The sequence below is a fragment of the Nostoc sp. genome (assembly GCF_036917935.1).
GTDB lineage: Bacteria > Cyanobacteriota > Cyanobacteriia > Cyanobacteriales > Nostocaceae > Nostoc.
Window position 1 is genome coordinate 177,219 of the sequence record NZ_JBALEL010000002.1, and the last position, 18,517, is coordinate 195,735.

Genomic DNA, 18,517 nt, shown 5'->3' on the forward strand with positions numbered 1-18,517 from the left:
CTACGCTTTTCACTTTCTCATATAAACTTGAGCGGTGCAAATGCATCAGTTATCAAATATGGGATTAGTCTGATTAAAGATTCGAGAACTAGCACAATAGAAAGGATAGTCATGAAAAGAAGTTTCTGACCGTTCTGGGGTAATTTGCAGCACAGTTAGAAGTTATGCGCGTCGTCCCAGAATAACAACAATTGACTTCACTGCTATCTACAAATTAGCTCGTACCTTTGATGTGACGATTGAGGGCTTGGTGGAAATTTTGGAGAAATAGGCAAAAGTTTAGCTGTTGAGAATATTGATATCATACGATGATGTGTCCTAAATGAGCAAGTATCAGGTTTGCCATACTGAGAATTTCAGAACTCACTATACGTAATTGAAAATTTATGTTTACTCATTGAAGTATGAGTTGAAACATATTTAAATTAAGTTTTAACTCTAGAGAATAACCTCATTGAAAGTGCTAAGATTTAGGCTGAATCATTAGTGTTTTCCTTTTTTTCCGTGGCTAGAGCTAGTACAGCGATTGGTGTCAGTCCCATTATTAAAGAGATTGTGCAAAAACAGGCACATTCGACACGTTTGACCCTGAAAGAAGTTATTCTCATGGGGATGTTAGCTATTGACAAACTAGATGATCGAGGTCGTCAAGAGCTAGCGGATCAAGTTCATCAAATGCAAGTGAATGGGGAAATTTAAGTGAGTAGTTATAAGTTAGGAGTTATGAGTTAGAAATTTTAACTCCTCAGTCCTGACTGTTTACCTAATATGTTTATTGGCTAAATCGATAACGACTTCCCATTACATAATTTTCATTAATTTCAAAAGATATCCATCGGCGTTGCAGAGTTTCAGCAACAAAGCCGGTTGTATTAGAACCTGCAAATGGATCTAATACTATATCACCTTCATCAGTTAAGAATTTGATGAAGAACTCGGCGAACCCTTGAGGAAAACGTGCTGGATGGGGTCTAATTTCTGCTGATTTACAGCGTCGTAAATAAGCACTATTCGATTCAGTATTAGCAATTTCTAGTAGATTTGGTGGAATTGCACCTTGGTTATCCTTTTGGAATTTATCCGAAATATCATGTCCACTAGGACGTATTTTAGCCTTATAGCCATTTTTGAGTAATTGTTTCATACTTTGGCTATAGGGCTTTAAAACTTTTCTGTTATCTGCTTTAGGATTTGGTGTTTTAGACAACCACCAAACTGTATTTACAGAATCTTTGACGCGAATTCGCCTGATTGTCACCCACTCAGCAGGGGTTGGCAGTCGAGCCGGATTATAGTGGTAAAATTCTTGAGCAAGAAAGAAACCTACTTCTTTGCATAATCTAACTAAAAGTTCGTATTGGTAGATACTCCGCACGGGATTACCAGGTAGGTAAGCGCCACCTAAATCTAGTACAAATGAGCCATTATCTGCCAGTACCCTTTTAAATTCGGATGCAAAAGGTAGAAACCACTCAATATATTTTTCAGCAGTTTCGTTACCGTATTCTTTTTTTCGTGTCAGAGCAAATGGAGGTGATGTGATAATTAAATTAATACTATTATCATCAATGAATTTAATAAGTTTAAGGCTATCGCCTAAATATGCGGCTCCGTTCTGCTGGGTATAATAGGGATTAAAAATTATTTCTTTTGGTGGTGTTATTGGTTGTTCTTGCAAGAGTGATAAAGTTATCTAGTTTTTCATAGTTATAACTTGTTTTTGTATTGTTCAAGTATTTAATTTTAAAGCTTAACTTAGTAATTAGATTAGTGCTAAATATTTTCTACACTGGAATTGATTTTTTCATAATACAGGCAACCTCACCATAACCAGGATTTCCAGTTAGTCCTTGTAAATTATTATGCTCTTTTGTCTCTGACAAACTTAACCCAAGCGTTATTACCTACCACCTATAGCCTCTTTGCTTACCCCAATCCAGCCAAGCTTTAGTCAAGTTTATTTTAGGCGATCGCAGTCTACCTTTTGTGTTTAGACAAAAAGCTCAAAAATTCTTCTACGACCGCCCTTGGCTGGTTGTAACACTTCTCCGCAGGGTAGTGTTCAACGCAGAGAATTCCTGATTTTTTAAACCAAGCATCCTTTTCCTTATCCTTCTCGTACCTGTCTGGGTGAAAAGAAATCTCTAATATTCCAAATGTTCCGTCTAAACAAACTAAAAAATCTACTTCTCGATGGTCTTCATAAATATTACCTGTTTCATGTCTGACAGCTAAAGGCAGAGGAAAGAACAAGACACCTTTTACTTCTAACTCTTGTGCAATCCTAATTTCAGACTGCGATGCAAACTTCATCTCATTGTAAATGATAGGCTCTCTACCTTTTCGAGCAAAGGCTTTCTCTGTAACTAGTCCTTGATTCAACTCTTTTGATTTGGCTATTAGAAATTTAATAGTCTTCTGCCAATTCTCTTCTACCTCCAGTAAATTAACTCTGTAGTGGATGGGAAAATTAGCCATATCATTCTAAATATGACCACCTGCAATAGACATAAAATAATGTCTCAAAGTTTGTTGAATTTCATCACTGTTTGAGACTATTAACCTGAGATTAAGTGGCAAATATACTATAATACCTGAATTATAGTCGCATGAATAATATTCACTCCATTCAACATCAAATTCTAACTCAGCATCAACAATGATCGCCGCATAGTCGTTCCGGCAATCATTAATTAAAGCTTGAACCCAAGTTCGATGTAATTTTTCTAATAAGTCTGAATCTGACATCAAAAAATATTTCCAAACACTCAAATTAATACATACTATATCCCTCACTTCACATAACTAGTAATTGATTTTACAAAAAAATCCCCCACCTTGCGGCAGGGGATTTTTATTACTTACCTACAAAACTAATAGCCGAATTAACCGAACTTACCAGCAGTAGAAGCAATCAAGAATGCTGCGTAAGTCACGATGTAGCCAACAGTGAAGTGAGCTAGACCAACTACACGAGCTTGAACAATAGACAGAGCCACGGGCTTGTCTTTCCAGCGAACCAAGTTAGCTAGAGGAGTGCGTTCGTGTGCCCAAACAAGGGTTTCAATCAACTCTTGCCAGTAACCTCTCCAGGAGATTAAGAACATGAAGCCAGTAGCCCAAACTAGGTGTCCAAACAAGAACATCCAAGCCCAGACAGACAGGTTATTCACGCCGTAGGGGTTGTAACCGTTAATCAACTGAGCAGAGTTAGCCCAGAGGTAATCGCGGAACCAGCCCATGAGATATGTAGAGTTCTCATTGAACTGAGCGACGTTGCCTTGCCAAATACCTAGATGTTTCCAATGCCAGTAGAACGTAACCCAACCAAGGGTGTTCAGCATCCAGAATGTAGCGAGGTAGAAGGAATCCCATGCTGAGATGTCACAAGTACCGCCACGACCGGGGCCGTCACAAGGGAAGGCATAGCCGAAGTCCTTTTTATCGGGCATCAGCTTAGAACCACGGGCATCCAAAGCACCTTTGACCAAGATCAAGGTGGTGGTGTGCAGACCTAAAGCGATCGCATGGTGTACCAAGAAGTCGCCAGGGCCAATTGTCAAGAACAGGGAGTTAGTACCAGCATTGATGGCATCTAACCAGCCTGGTAGCCAAACGTTAGCGTAGTTGGGCCATGCTGTGTAAGCAATACTATCTGGGTTAGATAGCAAGGTATCTAAACCATAGAGTACTTTACCGTTCGCAGCTTGGACGAATTGAGCAAACACTGGCTCAATCAAGATTTGCTTTTCAGGAGTACCGAAAGCAACTACTACGTCGTTGTGTACATACAGACCAAGGGTGTGGAAGCCCAAGAAAAGGGATACCCAGCTGAGGTGGGAAATAATCGCTTCTTTGTGCTGCAACACACGCTCAAGGACGTTACCCTTGTTTTGCTCTGGGTCGTAATCACGTACCCAGAATATTGCTCCGTGGGCAAAAGCACCAAGCATCAGGAATCCAGCAATATACTGGTGATGCGTGTACAACGCTGCCTGGGTTGTGTAGTCCTTCGCAATAAATGCGTAGGAAGGCATGGAGTACATGTGCTGCGCTACCAGGGAAGTAACAACACCTAGCGCTGCTAAGTGCCAACCCAATTGGAAGTGCAGGGAGTTGTTGTAGGTGTCGTAGATACCTTGGTGAGGTAGGTTGAACGGGCCTTCAACAGGAATACCAAAGAAATTCTTGGCATTCAAGGCTTCCTTGAGACTGTGACCAATCCCAAAGTTTGTCCGGTACATGTGACCGGCAATGATGAATAGAACTGCGATCGCTAGGTGGTGGTGAGCTATGTCAGTCAGCCACAAAGCTTCTGTCTGAGGATGGAAGCCACCCAAGAAACTCAGAATTGCAGTCCCTGCACCTTGCGATGTCCCGAATATATGTCCAGGAGTGTCAGGGTTTTGAGAGTAAACACCCCAATTGCCTGTAAAGAATGGTGTCAAACCGGCTGGGTGGGGTGGGGTACTCAAGAAGTTATCCCAACCTACGTGCTGACCGCGAGCTTCGGGGACAGCAACGTGAATTAAGTGACCAGCCCATGCCAAAGAACTAACACCAAACAAACCTGCTAAGTGGTGGTTTAGACGATGTTCAGCGCTCTTAAACCATGCCAAGCTGGGACGGTACTTGGGTTGCAAGTGCAGCCAACCAGCGAACAAGAATATCGCCGCGAATAACAGCAAGAACACTGAACCGTTGTACAGTTCGCCGTTCGTCCGCATTCCGATGGTATACCACCAATGGTAGAGACCAGAGTAGGTAATGTTTACCGGATTGCTAGCGCCAGCTTGGGTAAAAGCTTCGATCGCTGGTTTACCGAAGTGGGGGTCCCAAATCGCATGGGCGATGGGACGGATGTGAAGGGGATCTTTAATCCACTGTTCAAAGTTACCTTGCCAGGCTACGTGGAACAGGAGGCTGGATGCCCACAGGAAGATGATTGCCAAGTGACCGAAGTGAGTTGCGAAAATCTTTTGGTAAAGATTTTCTTCCGTCATGCCATCATGGGTTTCAAAATCGTTGCCTGTAGCGATCGCATACCATATCCGACGAGTCGTCGGGTCCTGTGCGAGATCCTGGCTAAATTTTGGAAATTTTGTCGCCATAGGTTAAACAAATCCTCTGACCTTTAGCCATCAAGTATCAGCGTCTAGAGTCCTGAAGTCTGAGTCCTGAGTTCTGAGTTTTGACTCAGCACTCAGCACTCAGCACTCAATAACTGATTTCTACCCTACTGAAAGGATATGTGCATGGAAGAACGCCCAAGTTGTGGCAATTCCTCCCAAGAGGTAGTGAGCTACCCCGACAGCCCGACCCTGAATAATACTCAGAGCGCGAGGCTGAATTGCTGGAGCTACCTTCAGTTTGTTATGTGCCCAAACAATGGACTCAATCAGTTCTTGCCAGTAGCCGCGACCACTGAACAGGAACATCAAGCTGAATGCCCAGACAAAGTGAGCGCCTAAGAAGAGTAGACCATAGGCAGATAGCGCACTGCCGTATGAATTGATGACTTGTGTAGCTTGCGCCCACAAGAAGTCTCGTAACCAACCGTTGATGGTAATAGCACTTTGGGCAAAGTTACCACCAGTGATGTGAGTCACAGTACCATCTGCATCTACGGTTCCCCAGACATCTGATTGCATCTTCCAACTGAAGTGGAAAATTACAATCGATATGGAGTTGTACATCCAGAAAAGTCCGAGGAATACGTGATCCCAACCAGAGACTTGACAGGTACCGCCACGACCGGGGCCGTCGCAAGGGAAGCGGAAGCCCAAGTTTGCTTTGTCTGGAATCAGACGAGAGCTACGGGCGTACAGCACACCTTTGAGCAGAATTAGGACGGTGACGTGAATGGTGAAAGCGTGAATGTGGTGAATTAGGAAGTCCGCTGTGCCCAAAACAATGGGTGCAGCTGCCACTTTTCCGCCAACAGCCAAGACACCGCCGCCAAAGACATAACTAACTGGTTCTAGGGCATTGGGTGCAGTTGTACCAGGAGCCAAGGCGTGGATATTTTGTATCCACTGGGCAAATACTGGCTGCAATTGAATCCCTGTATCAGAGAACAAGTCTTGAGGACGACCCAATGCCCGCATTGTGTCGTTGTGGATGTAAAGTCCAAAGCTATGGAAGCCGAGGAAAATACACACCCAGTTTAGATGAGAAATAATCGCATCCCGGTGACGAATTACCCGATCCAGCAAGTTGTTTTGATTCACAACTGGATCGTAATCCCGCACCATGAAGATTGCAGCGTGAGCCGCTCCACCCACAATCAAGAAGCCACCGATCCACATATGGTGTGTGAATATGCACAACTGCGTAGCGTAGTCAGTTGCCAAGTATGGATAGGGGGGCATCGCGTACATGTGATGCGCGATGATGATGGTTAGCGAACCCAAGAAGGCCAGGTTAGTAGCCAACTGAGCGTGCCAAGATGTGGTCAGGTTTTCGTAGAGACCTTTGTGACCTTCACCGGTGAAAGGGCCTTTGTGGTTTTCTAGGATCTCTTTAATGCTGTGACCAATACCCCAGTTGGTACGGTACTGATGACCAGCAACGATAAAGAGAACTGCGATCGCTAAATGGTGATGAGCAATATCAGTCATCCACAAGCCGCCTGTTACCGGGTTCAGACCGCCCTTGAAGGTGAGGATGTCAGCATACTGACCCCAGTTCAAGGTGAAGAAAGGTGCTAAACCAGCTGCAAAGCTAGGGTACAGTTCGGTCAACAAGTCTTTGTTCAAGATGAACTCGTGGGGCAAGGGGATGTCTTTGAGAGCAACGCCTGCATCCAAAAGCTTGTTGGTCGGATTGGACACATGGATTAAGTGACCTGCCCATCCCAAGGAACCACAACCTAGCAATACTTGCAAGTGGTGATTCAGCATCGACTCCACATTCTGGAACCATTCCAGTTTAGGAGCGCGTTTGTGGTAGTGGAACCAACCGGCAAATAGGAATAAGCCTGCTAATACCAAGCCACCGATCGCAGTGCAGTAAAGCTGGAAGGAGTTTGTAATCCCCCAGCCACGCCATACTTGGAACAAACCGGAGGTGATTTGAATACCGTGGAAACCACCGCCAACATCACCGTTTAAAATGTCTTGTCCAACAATGGGCCAAACGACTTGAGCGCTAGGCTTAACGTTCAACGGATCGCTTAACCAAGCTTCGTAGTTGGAAAACTTCGCGCCGTGGAAAATCATCCCGCTCAACCAAACCATCACTACGGCTAAGTGGCCAAAGTGGGCTGAGAATATCTTGCGGGAGATGTCTTCTAAATCGCTTGTATGTGTATCAAAATCATGGGCGAGTGCGTGCAGGTTCCAAATCCATGTGGTGGTTTTGGGACCTCTGGCTAAGGATCTGTCAAAATGTCCAGGTTGCGCCCATCTCTCGAATGAGGTTGGAACTGGGTCATTATCGACGATTACTCTTGCCTTTTTTTCCTCTCGCTCCGGAGGACTTATTGTCATTCGACCTCCTCTCTTGATAAGGAATGAGGAATCATGAATACCACAAAATGAACCATTACCACATACTCCAGAATTTTACTGAAGCCGCGATGAAGACTCTATGTGGAGAGTTGTTTCTCGTTGAATTATAGAGTCTTCACCTGCACTTTGTTAGAGATATTTTAACAATAATTCAAACTTGGTCAAATATTGCTGAAATTCCTACCTGATCTGGCTTTTAACTTCAAACTATTTGTCTAAAAGTCAATAGATTATCCATTTAATTTACAAAGGATCACAATTCGTAAAATTTATAGTTTGGCTTTGTCTAGCCGATTTTCCAGCTTTTGCTACTATTACTCATGAACATTTATGTCATATTTCAATTTTTATAAGTAAAAAGCTGTAGAGAATATGACTTATTTTGAAATTTACCGAGATACACAGGAAAACTTATGCGGTGTGAGGCAGATTTCACCTTTTGGGCCATAGTTCCAGATGGACAGTTTGAGCCAAAATAATCTAGTCAATTGTTGAAGACTATCACTGGGTGCAACGCATGAACTCGTGGCAAAAAAGGGTGTTAGATAAATTCCTCCCCAAGAGGTTCTCGATTCTCAGGTGGGTAATGACATTGGTGGTGGTATTAAGCTTGACCAGTTGTGGCGAGAAAGCTGACAGCCAGGAAGTATCTACTGGTTATGGAGAAAAACCCCTACAGATTTCTCGAATTTCCAAGCAATTTTCGGAAGTTTCCCCACCATCTGTTATTCAAGACCTGCGGAAAATTTTGGAAGTTTATCAGCCACAAGTGACAATTGTTACTCCACAACCTGATGAGGTTTTCCAAGACAACAAAGTTACAGCCAGTTTTCAGGTTAAGGATCTACCAATATTTAAAGACCCACAATTACAATTGGGGCCCCATCTACATGTAATTCTGGATAACCAACCTTATATACCTATTTACGACCTGAATCAGCCGTTGGTTTTGCCAGACTTGTCTCCAGGTACTCATACCCTGCGCGTCTTTGCCTCCCGTCCTTGGCATGAAAGCTTTAAAAATGAAGGCGCTTATGCCCAAACAACATTTCACGTCTTCACCAAAACTGACGATAACAACCCAGATGCCAAATTACCCCTGCTAACTTATAGCCGTCCTCAAAGCAGCTACGGAGCAGAACCAATCTTACTGGACTTTTACCTAACTAACGCGCCTCTGCATCTGGTTGGGAAGGATAATCCTAACGACAAATTCAGTGATTGGCGCATCCGCTCCACAATTAATGGTGAAAGTTTTATTTTTGATCGCTGGCAAGCAGTTTACCTAAAAGGCTTCCGTCCAGGAAAAAACTGGGTAAAACTGGAATTTCTCGATAATCAGGGAAATGCTGTCAAAAATGCCTTTAATACCACAGTTAGATTGATTGACTACCAACCAAAGGGTAAAGACACTTTGTCGAAAATTGTCAGAGGAGAACTCACAGCAGCTGAGGTGCGCGGGATTGTAGACCCGAATTATAGACTTGCACCTAAACCTACACCCACGCCATCCGTTGAAAAAACACCCCAAATACAACCAAAGGTAGAAAAACAGCCTATTCCTGAAACTGAAGTTCCAGAAAAATCCAAAAGACAGCCAGAACAACCAAAATTAGAAGTTCCAACGGCTGTACCATCTCCCAGCTTATCCCCGATAACACCAGAAGCAAAGCCAGAGGTAACACCAACTCCTGAATCAACGCCGTTACCCGAAAAAATTACGCCTCAGCCAACAAAATCTAGATTTGGCGGATTTTTTAACCGTGGGGCTGGCAAAGTTCCCACCCCAGAAGAACCAGTTGCACCATCTCCTAGTTTGCCACCCACGCTGCCAGAGATTATTGAGTCTCCAGAACCAGAAATAATTACACCAACGCCAGAACCACAGCCAGAGGTAACACCAACTCTTGAATCAACGCCGTTACCCGAAAAAGTCGCGCCTCAGCCAACAAAATCTAGATTTGGCGGATTTTTCAACCGTGTAACGGGCAAGACACCGACTCCACAAGTAACAATTGCGCCATCTCCTAGTTTGCCACCGACGCTGCCAGAGATTATTGAGTCTCCTGCACCAAAGATAATTACGCCACCAGAGGTAACGCCAACTCCTGAATCAACGCCGTTATCTAAAACAACCTCTGCCGATTCAGAAAAACCAGAATTAACCAAAGACGCTCAACTGTAACTCTTGCGCTAAAGCCTCAACAAATGCGATCGCACCGACAGGATTTCCGATATTATCTAACCCCGGACTGTAACAAGCGATCGCTCCCTCACCTGGTACTATTGCTACAAGTCCACCACCAATCCCTGATTTCATCGGTAAACCAATTCTGACTGCAAACTGGGCAGAAGCTTCGTACAGTCCACAAGTTAACATCACAGCGTTGACAATCCGGCGATTTTGTGCTAGTAAAGAGCCATTTTCACCAACTAGGAGTTTTCCTAACAAGGCTAAATCTTCAACTCGCCCAGATATACAGCATATTTGCTCGTAGGTGTCAAGTGTGGTTTCCCGATTTTTGAGATGACCGGCTTCGGCGAGATAATTAGCGATCGCTTGATTGGCTGTTGAACGTGTTAATCGCACTGAAGCCAGCATTACCTCATCTAACCTGAGTTGACAACCTGCTAATTGGTTAAGCCATTGACAAAATAAGAGAGTGCGTTGATTAGCGTCCTTTCCTGGTAACTTATCAGACAGGGTAATTGCCCCACTATTAATCATCGGGTTACGGGGATGGGTGCGATCGCTAACTAATTGTTCTAAAGAATTGAAGGGTGCATCCGATGGTTCCACCCCAACCCATCCAAAAACCGTTTCTGCTCCCAGATGTTCTAGGAGATAAAGTAGAGAAAATGGCTTAATCACGCTCATTAAGGGGAAGACACAAGCTGTATCCCCAAAGCTGATAGTTTTCCCCGATTCACAGCAGATGTGAACTGCAAACCAACCAGGATTAGCTTTTGCTAATTGCGGAATGCGATCGCAAACTCGTCCCTGTTTAGCCTGGATTTTAGCTTGTTGTACCCAAGCTGATAACTCCGTAGTAGTTAGTTTATTAAGTCCTTTCAAAGCTGTTAAACCATTTCTAGTTTAAATAAAGCAGTTACTGTTGAGCGGGTTGGTAGCGAACTTGTAAAGTTACAAAAGTTTCTATTCTTTGTTCTCCAGCAACAACAGGCGTGCTAGCTAAATTCATTGAAGCCGTTCTCTGCATTAAGTCAGTCATCTCCATCGCTACTGGCATAGGTGGACGAGCGCCGTTAATTTGAATGCTGACAATTTCCTGTTGCTTGAGTTGCAAAGCACCAAGCGCTGCATCTACTTGAGAACGAGCATCTTTCGAGGCTGCATCAATTGCCTGTTTTTGTGCAGCAGCTATTGCCTCATCAGATGCTACTAATGTTACACCATCAATTCGCGTAGCTCCTGTTTTAATCGCTTCATCTAGCAACCTACCAATTTTTTCTGGAGGAATTTGGAAGCGTACAAGATTACTTGCAGAATAGCCAATTATTTGGTTGCCATCTTTTGGGCTGTAGCGAGGATTTAGAGTGATACTAGTGGTTTCTAATTTAGTTACATCTTGACGCGCTTTTAATAAGTTAACCACTGCTTGCGATCGTTTAACAAGCTCCTCTTGGACAAGTCCAGATGTTTCACCCTGTACCTGAACGCCTAAACTAACTCGTCCATTTGTTTTGGGAATATCCACCATACCTCGTCCAGAAACCACAAGTGTTTGAGATTGGAATGGCACATTTGGTTCAACTCGGCTTTGAGCCGCTTGACAACCTACCAAACTCAACAAACATAAAGCAGGTAGCAATCGTGGTAGTGTTTTACCAAAATCGACTTTAAAATTTATCAAAGAATAATACATAACTGGATCAGAAAATTTTCGTGTGTTTATAATGTGGCACTTGGTCAATTGATAACTGATAGCGTTACAGTTTTGGAAACTGAAAAAATTGCCTTTTACTATGCTTCCCCGTGTTAGATCGCCAGAATTACCGCAAAATTACTCTTGGCTTAATACCGACAAACCTTTGTTGCTTAAACAACTCAAGGGTAGAGTCGTAATTTTAGATTTTTGGACATACTGCTGTATCAATTGTCTGCATATTCTGCCAAACCTGAAATATTTAGAACAGAAATATAAAAATAGTCTTACTATTATCGGCGTTCACTCCGCCAAATTTGATAACGAAAAGGAAACAGAAAATATTCGCCAAGCTATCCTGCGCTATGACATTGAACATCCTGTTGTAGTTGACAGCGGTTTTCGGATTTGGGAAGAGTATGCTGTGCGTGCTTGGCCTACGTTAATAATTATTGATCCAGAAGGTTACGTGATTGGCCAGATTTCTGGTGAAGGAAACCGTGACACTTTAGACGAGTTGATTCAAAAGCTAATTCAGCAACACCAAGACAAAGGCACAATTAATTTCCAAGAAATAAGCTTAACTTTAGAAAAACAGCGCCAACCATTAATCACACCTTTAGCTTTTCCTGGTAAAGTTTTAGCTACCCAAGCGGGTTTGTTTATCGCTGACTCTGGACATCACCGCCTGGTTATGAGTAGCTTTGATGGAGAAATTTTACAGTTAATTGGGACTGGACAATCTGGCTTAACTGATGGTGCTTTTAACGAAGCGCAATTTTTTGCACCGCAAGGAATGGCTTATGATGCCGAAAATCAGATTCTTTACGTTGCTGATACAGAAAATCATACCCTGCGGCGAGTTGATTTAAAGCGTCAAGTCGTGGAAGCGATCGCAGGAACTGGTGAACAAAGCCGGAATATTCATCCTCATAGCGGTGCTGCTTTAGAAACCGCGCTAAATTCTCCTTGGGATTTAGTGAAAGTGGGAAATACCCTGTTTATTGCAATGGCTGGGCCGCATCAAATTTGGGAAATGGATTTAGAAACTAACATCATTAAAACTTATGCTGGTACTGGTGCAGAAGCTGGCGTTGATGGTTCGCTTACCGAATCTGCTTTTGCTCAACCCAGTGGTATCAGCACAGATGGAAAAGAATTATATATTGCCGACAGTGAAGTTAGTTCAATTCGTGGTGTTGGAATTGTAGAACCTTATCAAGTGCGAACCGTATGCGGTAGTGGGGGTTTGTTCGGATTTGGCGATGTAGATGGACAGGGTGAAGATGTCCGTTTGCAACATTGTTTAGGAGTAGAATTTGCTCAGAATTTTCTGTGGGTAGCAGATACCTATAATCACAAAATTAAATTAGTTAGTCTTAGTGGCAATTGTCAAACAGTTTTGGGAGATGGTACTGCGGGTTTACAAGACAGACAAGGTAAGAATAGCCGATTTTTTGAACCTTCGGGATTAAGTGCTGGTGGTTCATATCTATATATTGCCGATACCAATAATCATGCCATTCGCCGCGTAGATTTGAATACTCTTGAGGTGACAACGCTACAGTTTATCGGTTTGTGTGCGCCAGATGTTTGTATTCCAACTAATTCATAGTACTTAGGTATTTTCACTAGCTTGATATCAATAAAATTACAGAATAAGCTGGGAGTAAGCTTAAATTATCAAGCTGGTATTGTCCAGTCTAAAATTGATATGAATATGAATAATCGACTCGTTACTCTAGACTGTGACGACGATGTTGTACTCTTGCAGAAAGACACTTTTAAAGTCAGCAGATTAAAGGAATTAGTTCGGGAACAGATTTGCAGCAAATGGGAAAAACATGGTGTTCATGATTACTCGACTCAAAAAGCTATCACTTCAATTCCTGCATTTTTCCAGCAACTATCTTTTAGTCAAGAGACTATCAAAATAGATGAAATTAAATTTAATTTGGTTACAGATTGCCAGATACTTAAAATTAACGGTCAAGGCTGGCAGAAAGGTAAACTAAAAATTCAAATATACATATCAAATGCAACCAAAGATAAATATAAATTATGTCTTGATTTTTGTTCTGATGAACCAGATGAACCTGAATCGCCTTTAGATGATATTCGTAAAATGATACAAGCAGAAGCAACATGAATACTATCCTCCACATCACTAAACGCCAACAATGGGAAGACGCGAAAATACTCGGTAGCTATCGCGCTGATTCGCTAGAGAGTGAAGGCTTTATCCACTGTTCAAAGTCAACGCAAATACTCAAAGTTGCAAAGAGATTTTTTGATAATCAAAAAGAATTGGTAATACTTTTTATTGATTCTGATCAAGTCCAAGCTGAAATTCGTTATGAAGAAGCGGAAATTGGCGAATTATTTCCTCATATTTATGGTGAGTTAAATATTAATGCTGTGTATCAGGTGATTGATTTTGAAGCTGGGGAAGATGGTTTATTTGAGTTGCCGCAAGAAGTTATAAATTTAGAATAACAAACCGCAGAGGCGCAGAGAACCCGGAGAAAGAGATGAAAAGTCAAGGGTTTGATTCATAATAAAATTATTTAACAACTAATATCCTATGGTTACTCTTCAACTCAGCCAAATTCGAGTTCCACCAGGGCAAAGAATAATATTGGAAAATGTTAGTTGGCAAGTATTTGAAGCAATTCTCAACGAGTTAGGGGAACATCGCATAAGCCGAGTAGCATACAGCCAAGGAACGTTAGAAATTATGGCTCCATTACCAGAACATGAGCGAACTAAGGTAATTATCGGAGACTTAGTGAAAGCCTTGCTAGATGAACTCGATCGAAATTGGGAATCTTTAGGTTCAACCACTTTTAAGCGAAAAGATACAAGTGCGGGTATTGAACCTGATGATTGTTTTTATATTCAAAACTATCAGCTAATGATCGGGAAAGACAAGATTGACTTAACAATTGATCCTCCTCCTGATTTGGCGATTGAAATTGATGTCACCTCTAAAACTCAAATTAGTGCATATCAGGCTTTGAGAGTGCCTGAAATTTGGCGATATGAAAACAAAAATTTAGAAATTAGCTTGCTGCAAGGTGAGCAATATGTAAAGTCTCTCACAAGCGCCACATTTCCTAATTTTCCTATCATTGAACTAATTCCCCGATTTGTGGAAATGGCGCGAACGACAGGAATGAGTTCAGCACTTAAAGGGTTTCGACAATGGGTAAGAGAACAGATAGAAGATAGTCAGGGTGAATAAAATTCGCGGCTATATAAACAAGTCTAAGGGATTCCGCGCTTTACTTAAAGAACGGGAATTAATCTAGAGCAATTGTGACCGAATTTAATTTACAAATCCCAGAAAATAGCGATGGCTGCGCCAACGCCAAGGGCGAACGCTTATCTTCTCATCTAGAGGATGCTGCACCTAGCTTGTTTCCTCTTAAGAATACGATACACTGCGTCAACACCAAAGGCGATCGCATCGACCGTTACCTTTCCCAAGAATTACCAGACTTATCCCGTTCCCGCATCCAACAGTTAATCGAACAGGGTAACGTTCAACTTAACGATCAAGTTTGCACATCTAAGAAGATCAATGTCAAGCTAGGCGATCGCATTACTCTTGATATACCAGAAGTCCAACCCCTAGAACTGCAACCAGAAGATATCCCCTTAGATATCCTCTACGAAGACGACCAGTTACTTATTCTCAACAAACCCGCAGGTTTAGTTGTCCATCCTGCGCCCGGTCATCCAGATGGTACTTTGGTAAATGCCCTATTAGCTCACTGTCCCAATTTACCAGGAATTGGCGGAGTTCAGCGTCCGGGAATCGTCCATCGATTGGATAAGGATACTACGGGGGCGATCGCGATCGCTAAAACAGATATTGCCCATCGTCATCTACAAGCGCAACTCAAAGCAAAAACTGCACGGCGAGAATACTTGGGCATAGTTTACGGTGCGCCAAAAACGGAAAGTGGCACCATAGACTTACCTATTGGTCGCCATCCCCAAGACCGCAAGAAAATGGCGATTATATCCGTTGAACAAGGCGGACGAGTCGCCGTCACTCATTGGCAAGTACTAGAACGCCTTGGTAACTTCACCTTAATTCACTTTCAATTAGAAACTGGACGCACCCATCAAATTCGCGTCCACAGTAGCAAAATAGGTCATCCAATTGTCGGCGACCGAGTTTATAGTTCTGGTCATTCAGTGGGGGTAAATTTGCCCGGTCAAGCACTCCACGCTTGGCGATTAAAATTGCAGCATCCCCTATCTGGGGAGTTGATTGAGGTGACAGCTACTCCTCCCGCCCACTTTACAAAACTTTTGGAGATGCTAAAAAGACGAACTACACTTTAAGCTCATCCCACGCTTAAAAGTATGGCCATTTTGCAGACATTGGACATTGAGAAAAAACCATGCCCAATGCCCCATACCTATTAACAACTAGCGTGCATCAGACATGGGATAGAGTTTGTTTCACTTAGTTCTATCTAAATGAAACTCCTACATAACCCAAGACTTATGCACGCTATAAAATAATCAAAGGGATGTACTAGCCAACCACCGACCAAAAATCGTTATTTAATTCCTGCCAGTTGCCGATAAGGTACAGACTTTTCGATATCGATGTTGAACGACGAGATTCTTTGTGGCGCATTGCCAGTTGCATTGACACTTTGTGCCATAGACAAGAATAGAGCTGGATCGCCAGCCTTGGGCTTTTGCTCTTGTGGAAGGAATCTGCGTACTTCGACCTGCCAAATGATTTGAGGGAAACCCAGTTTAGAACGGTGATAATCCTCGTATCGCGGAGATTTGATGTTGAATGGCAACTCACCCTCAGATTGGGATGGCAGTATCCGACGGCGCTGATAGGGCACTGTGGAGTATCCAAAATTGCTCAGGTACTCTTCAGTATTTAGCACTTGATCAATAAAGCCTACAATCCCTTTGGTAGCGACTACAATTGACCAAGCGATTTTTTCCCGCTCGTTGTATGGATCGCGTCCGAGAACCCGCTGAATTACTTGCTCAACAAAGCGATAATTATTGTTGAGGTCGTAGAAGCTTCTCTTAAAGGTATCCGAAAGCACCAACCCACGAATAAAGTCCCGTACTGTAATTTGTCCATTACGGAGTTGGGACTCTAAATATGTTTCGCGATCGGCAGCAAAGGCATAAAAGAAAAGTTGACGATATGCTGCTTCGATCAGATCACCTAAATCTGAGGGAGAAAGTATATTGTCTGTAGTAAAAATCCTGGGTTGTTCATCACCCGGCACTTCATACCCAGCTACACGCTGGTTTTGACTTGAAGGGTCATATTCTAACAGAGGAATTGCCACTCTAAAGCCTCCATGTTCTTAATTAAAGTTAACAACTTTTAATCACATATTAAGGGAGTAGTTGGATCAGAACCTCAGATTCTGATAAACTTTCACGAAACTTAACTAAGGGTGATTTCAGTATTCGTAGAATAGACGATTAGCCTGCTGGATTCAACTCATAGCTAATCAATAAATAGGGAGTGGGACTTCCAGCTTAATGACGATGTAAATGACTAAAAAACTTTGTTCACATATTTTAGATTAGGAGATTCAGTTTCACCTTTTTGGACTGAAGCAATAATTTTTAACATTTAGCAAAAGAAATTAATGGGAAGTGGGGCATTGGGCATGGTTATTTTCCTTGTCCCCCTTGTCCCCCTTGTCCCCCTTTTCTCTTCCTGCCTCCTTCAGCGACCTATCCAAAATTCCAGGGGATCTATGGTTGACTTACAGTGAGGCCAGCTACGCAAAGTTACTTCCATCCCTGTCTCCCAGTAGGGTGGTTCCAATCCCAGTCCCAAACATAGATGAGATAGGATGCTAGCAAACTGCTCATTGTGACCAAAGTCTCCTAGATGAGCATGGGCGTATTCATGGACGACTATACCAAACCAGTCTCTACGTGCAACTCGACCGACATCTATCAGAATAGTGATTGGGTTTGTGAGAATGTTGCACAGCCCATCTATGCCGAAGGATTGAGCTATCGGTACTGCAAAAATTTGGATGTGGCGACGCTCTTGGGGATGAAAGCACTCATGACAAACTTCTAGATAGGTGTTGATCTGAGCGTTTACGGTGTTAATATTCTCGCCGATCCAAATGCAAATGGGGATGCGATCGCGTAGGTTATCGAACACATCCACCATACCCGGCTCTAGGGCAAGTCCCTGTACTCGATGCAGATAATCTCGGCCACTAGTAAAAGCATCGGTCTGCTTAAGAATCATTCACCAGCCCAAAACGGAATAAAACTGGCTTTTTTCCAGAACATCCGCCCCAAGTCTTTCTGTTACTTCTTCTGTGCTGGCAGCCTCAACAGAAGTTTCAATCCGAGTTTCACTACAAAACGATGCCGTGCTAAAGCCGCCAAAGCGTTTGACTGTACTGGTTCGCATTCGCATATTGGGGCTGGCGAACCAGAATCTCTCAATCGAACTCATTGTTTCGTATTCGGTTGTCAGCACTAGCCCATCTTCATCATCCATGTGAAAAAGACCGACTACAGGGACAATTTCGGCGTAACCTCTTTCGCGGAGTAATTTGCCCGCCCTGGGGTTATCGCCATCAGGCACGATCGCAAATATGGTTTTCCCCTGATGATTATCCTCACCCTCTCTATCCCAAGCCATAGTACCTAGCCAACGCACACGCGAGCCACCTACTGAAAGGCTGGGGTCAATCTCATGATACTGGCACAGTTCAATGATTTCTGGATGATCCGCATCGAGAGTTTCTACCTGTATATCCGATTCTCCCGTCTCTGAGCGCTTGAACGCCAGATGATGAGTTGCACGTTGCGATCGCCACTTACCAGCACTTAGCTGAAAAAATTCCATTGCGTCTATCAATCTTCTGACTCCTACTTAATTGCTCCTGCGGATGATGTTTTACGAGTTCTTTCTTTTTAGAGTAGTTGGTATATAAACATTCTAAACATTACAGCGATTAGTGGTCAGCTTCAATAAACACCCGACAAAGGGAGAGACAGAGGTATCGTGATCCAATTGTAAATTTTTATGAGTGTGATTTCTTATAGCTTGACAATATAGACATTTTAATAGCGGAGTGC

The 18,517-nt window shown here is 42.9% G+C and carries 17 protein-coding genes and 1 pseudogene; 8 read left to right on the forward strand and 10 right to left on the reverse strand.

The genetic code is table 11. The features are described from left to right. Positions 1 to 115: 115 nt before the first annotated feature. A pseudogene (locus V7K62_RS01055) lies at positions 116 to 271 on the forward strand (helix-turn-helix domain-containing protein); the annotation flags it as partial. A 215-nt stretch (positions 272 to 486) separates the two neighbouring features. Further along, positions 487 to 699 (forward strand): hypothetical protein, encoded by a 213-nt coding sequence (locus V7K62_RS01060; protein ID WP_334860825.1) that lies wholly within the window; start codon positions 487 to 489, stop codon positions 697 to 699. A gap of 73 nt (positions 700 to 772) precedes the next feature. Here the strand turns inward: V7K62_RS01060 and V7K62_RS01065 are convergent, their stop codons facing one another. From V7K62_RS01065 to psaA, 5 genes are all read right to left on the reverse strand, one after another. Continuing rightward, positions 773 to 1,678, reverse strand: a complete 906-nt coding sequence (locus V7K62_RS01065; RefSeq protein WP_334860827.1) for a DNA-methyltransferase — start codon at positions 1,676 to 1,678, stop codon at positions 773 to 775. Between the two features lie 299 nt (positions 1,679 to 1,977). Next, a complete protein-coding gene (locus tag V7K62_RS01070) occupies positions 1,978 to 2,478 on the reverse strand; it encodes a hypothetical protein (protein WP_334860828.1) in 501 nt (166 codons plus the stop codon). Positions 2,479 to 2,484: 6 nt separating this feature from the next. Then, entirely contained in the window at positions 2,485 to 2,748 is a 264-nt protein-coding gene (locus tag V7K62_RS01075; RefSeq protein WP_334860830.1) for a hypothetical protein, read from the reverse strand. Positions 2,749 to 2,885: 137 nt separating this feature from the next. Next, positions 2,886 to 5,111, reverse strand: a complete 2,226-nt coding sequence (gene psaB / locus V7K62_RS01080; protein ID WP_334825193.1) for a photosystem I core protein PsaB — start codon at positions 5,109 to 5,111, stop codon at positions 2,886 to 2,888. Positions 5,112 to 5,231: 120 nt separating this feature from the next. Next, positions 5,232 to 7,490: a photosystem I core protein PsaA gene (gene psaA / locus V7K62_RS01085; protein WP_334860832.1), complete on the reverse strand. Its 2,259-nt coding sequence runs from the start codon at positions 7,488 to 7,490 to the stop codon at positions 5,232 to 5,234. A 538-nt stretch (positions 7,491 to 8,028) separates the two neighbouring features. Between psaA and V7K62_RS01090 the strand changes: the two genes are divergently transcribed. Next, entirely contained in the window at positions 8,029 to 9,696 is a 1,668-nt protein-coding gene (locus V7K62_RS01090; protein WP_334860833.1) for a hypothetical protein, read from the forward strand. Here V7K62_RS01090 and glsA read toward each other — a convergent pair. Together glsA and V7K62_RS01100 are read right to left on the reverse strand one after the other, a co-directional pair. Continuing rightward, entirely contained in the window at positions 9,673 to 10,587 is a 915-nt protein-coding gene (gene glsA, locus V7K62_RS01095) for a glutaminase A (protein WP_334860835.1), read from the reverse strand. The two genes, V7K62_RS01090 and glsA, sit on opposite strands and share 24 nt — an antisense overlap. Before the next feature lie 34 nt (positions 10,588 to 10,621). Next, positions 10,622 to 11,398: an SIMPL domain-containing protein gene (locus V7K62_RS01100; protein ID WP_334860837.1), complete on the reverse strand. Its 777-nt coding sequence runs from the start codon at positions 11,396 to 11,398 to the stop codon at positions 10,622 to 10,624. A gap of 100 nt (positions 11,399 to 11,498) precedes the next feature. Here V7K62_RS01100 and V7K62_RS01105 point away from each other — a divergent pair, with 100 nt between their 5' ends. The 5 genes from V7K62_RS01105 to V7K62_RS01125 all read left to right on the forward strand — a co-directional run bounded on the left by V7K62_RS01105 (position 11,499) and on the right by V7K62_RS01125 (position 15,754). Further along, the gene (locus tag V7K62_RS01105) at positions 11,499 to 13,013 is read left to right on the forward strand and encodes a thioredoxin-like domain-containing protein (RefSeq protein ID WP_334860839.1); all 1,515 of its coding nucleotides are present in this window, start codon (positions 11,499 to 11,501) and stop codon (positions 13,011 to 13,013) included. 99 nt (positions 13,014 to 13,112) lie between these two features. Continuing rightward, positions 13,113 to 13,547 (forward strand): KGK domain-containing protein, encoded by a 435-nt coding sequence (locus V7K62_RS01110; RefSeq protein ID WP_334860841.1) that lies wholly within the window; start codon positions 13,113 to 13,115, stop codon positions 13,545 to 13,547. Further along, positions 13,544 to 13,894 (forward strand): DUF952 domain-containing protein, encoded by a 351-nt coding sequence (locus tag V7K62_RS01115; protein WP_334860842.1) that lies wholly within the window; start codon positions 13,544 to 13,546, stop codon positions 13,892 to 13,894. The genes V7K62_RS01110 and V7K62_RS01115 overlap by 4 nt, the downstream gene beginning before the upstream one ends. A gap of 88 nt (positions 13,895 to 13,982) precedes the next feature. Then, a complete protein-coding gene (locus V7K62_RS01120) occupies positions 13,983 to 14,642 on the forward strand; it encodes a Uma2 family endonuclease (RefSeq protein ID WP_334860844.1) in 660 nt (219 codons plus the stop codon). Positions 14,643 to 14,836: 194 nt separating this feature from the next. Beyond that, on the forward strand, positions 14,837 to 15,754 hold the full coding sequence (locus tag V7K62_RS01125) for an RluA family pseudouridine synthase (RefSeq protein WP_334861462.1): 918 nt from the start codon (positions 14,837 to 14,839) through the stop codon (positions 15,752 to 15,754). A gap of 221 nt (positions 15,755 to 15,975) precedes the next feature. Here V7K62_RS01125 and V7K62_RS01130 read toward each other — a convergent pair whose 3' ends face one another. From V7K62_RS01130 to V7K62_RS01140, 3 genes are all read right to left on the reverse strand, one after another. Then, entirely contained in the window at positions 15,976 to 16,743 is a 768-nt protein-coding gene (locus tag V7K62_RS01130; protein WP_334860846.1) for a phycobilisome rod-core linker polypeptide, read from the reverse strand. 389 nt (positions 16,744 to 17,132) lie between these two features. Further along, positions 17,133 to 17,675, reverse strand: coding sequence for a hypothetical protein (locus tag V7K62_RS01135; RefSeq protein WP_334860848.1), 543 nt, complete (start codon positions 17,673 to 17,675; stop codon positions 17,133 to 17,135). After that, a complete protein-coding gene (locus V7K62_RS01140) occupies positions 17,676 to 18,284 on the reverse strand; it encodes a phycobiliprotein lyase (protein WP_442937204.1) in 609 nt (202 codons plus the stop codon). It lies immediately after the preceding gene. Between the last annotated feature and the right edge of the window lie 233 nt (positions 18,285 to 18,517).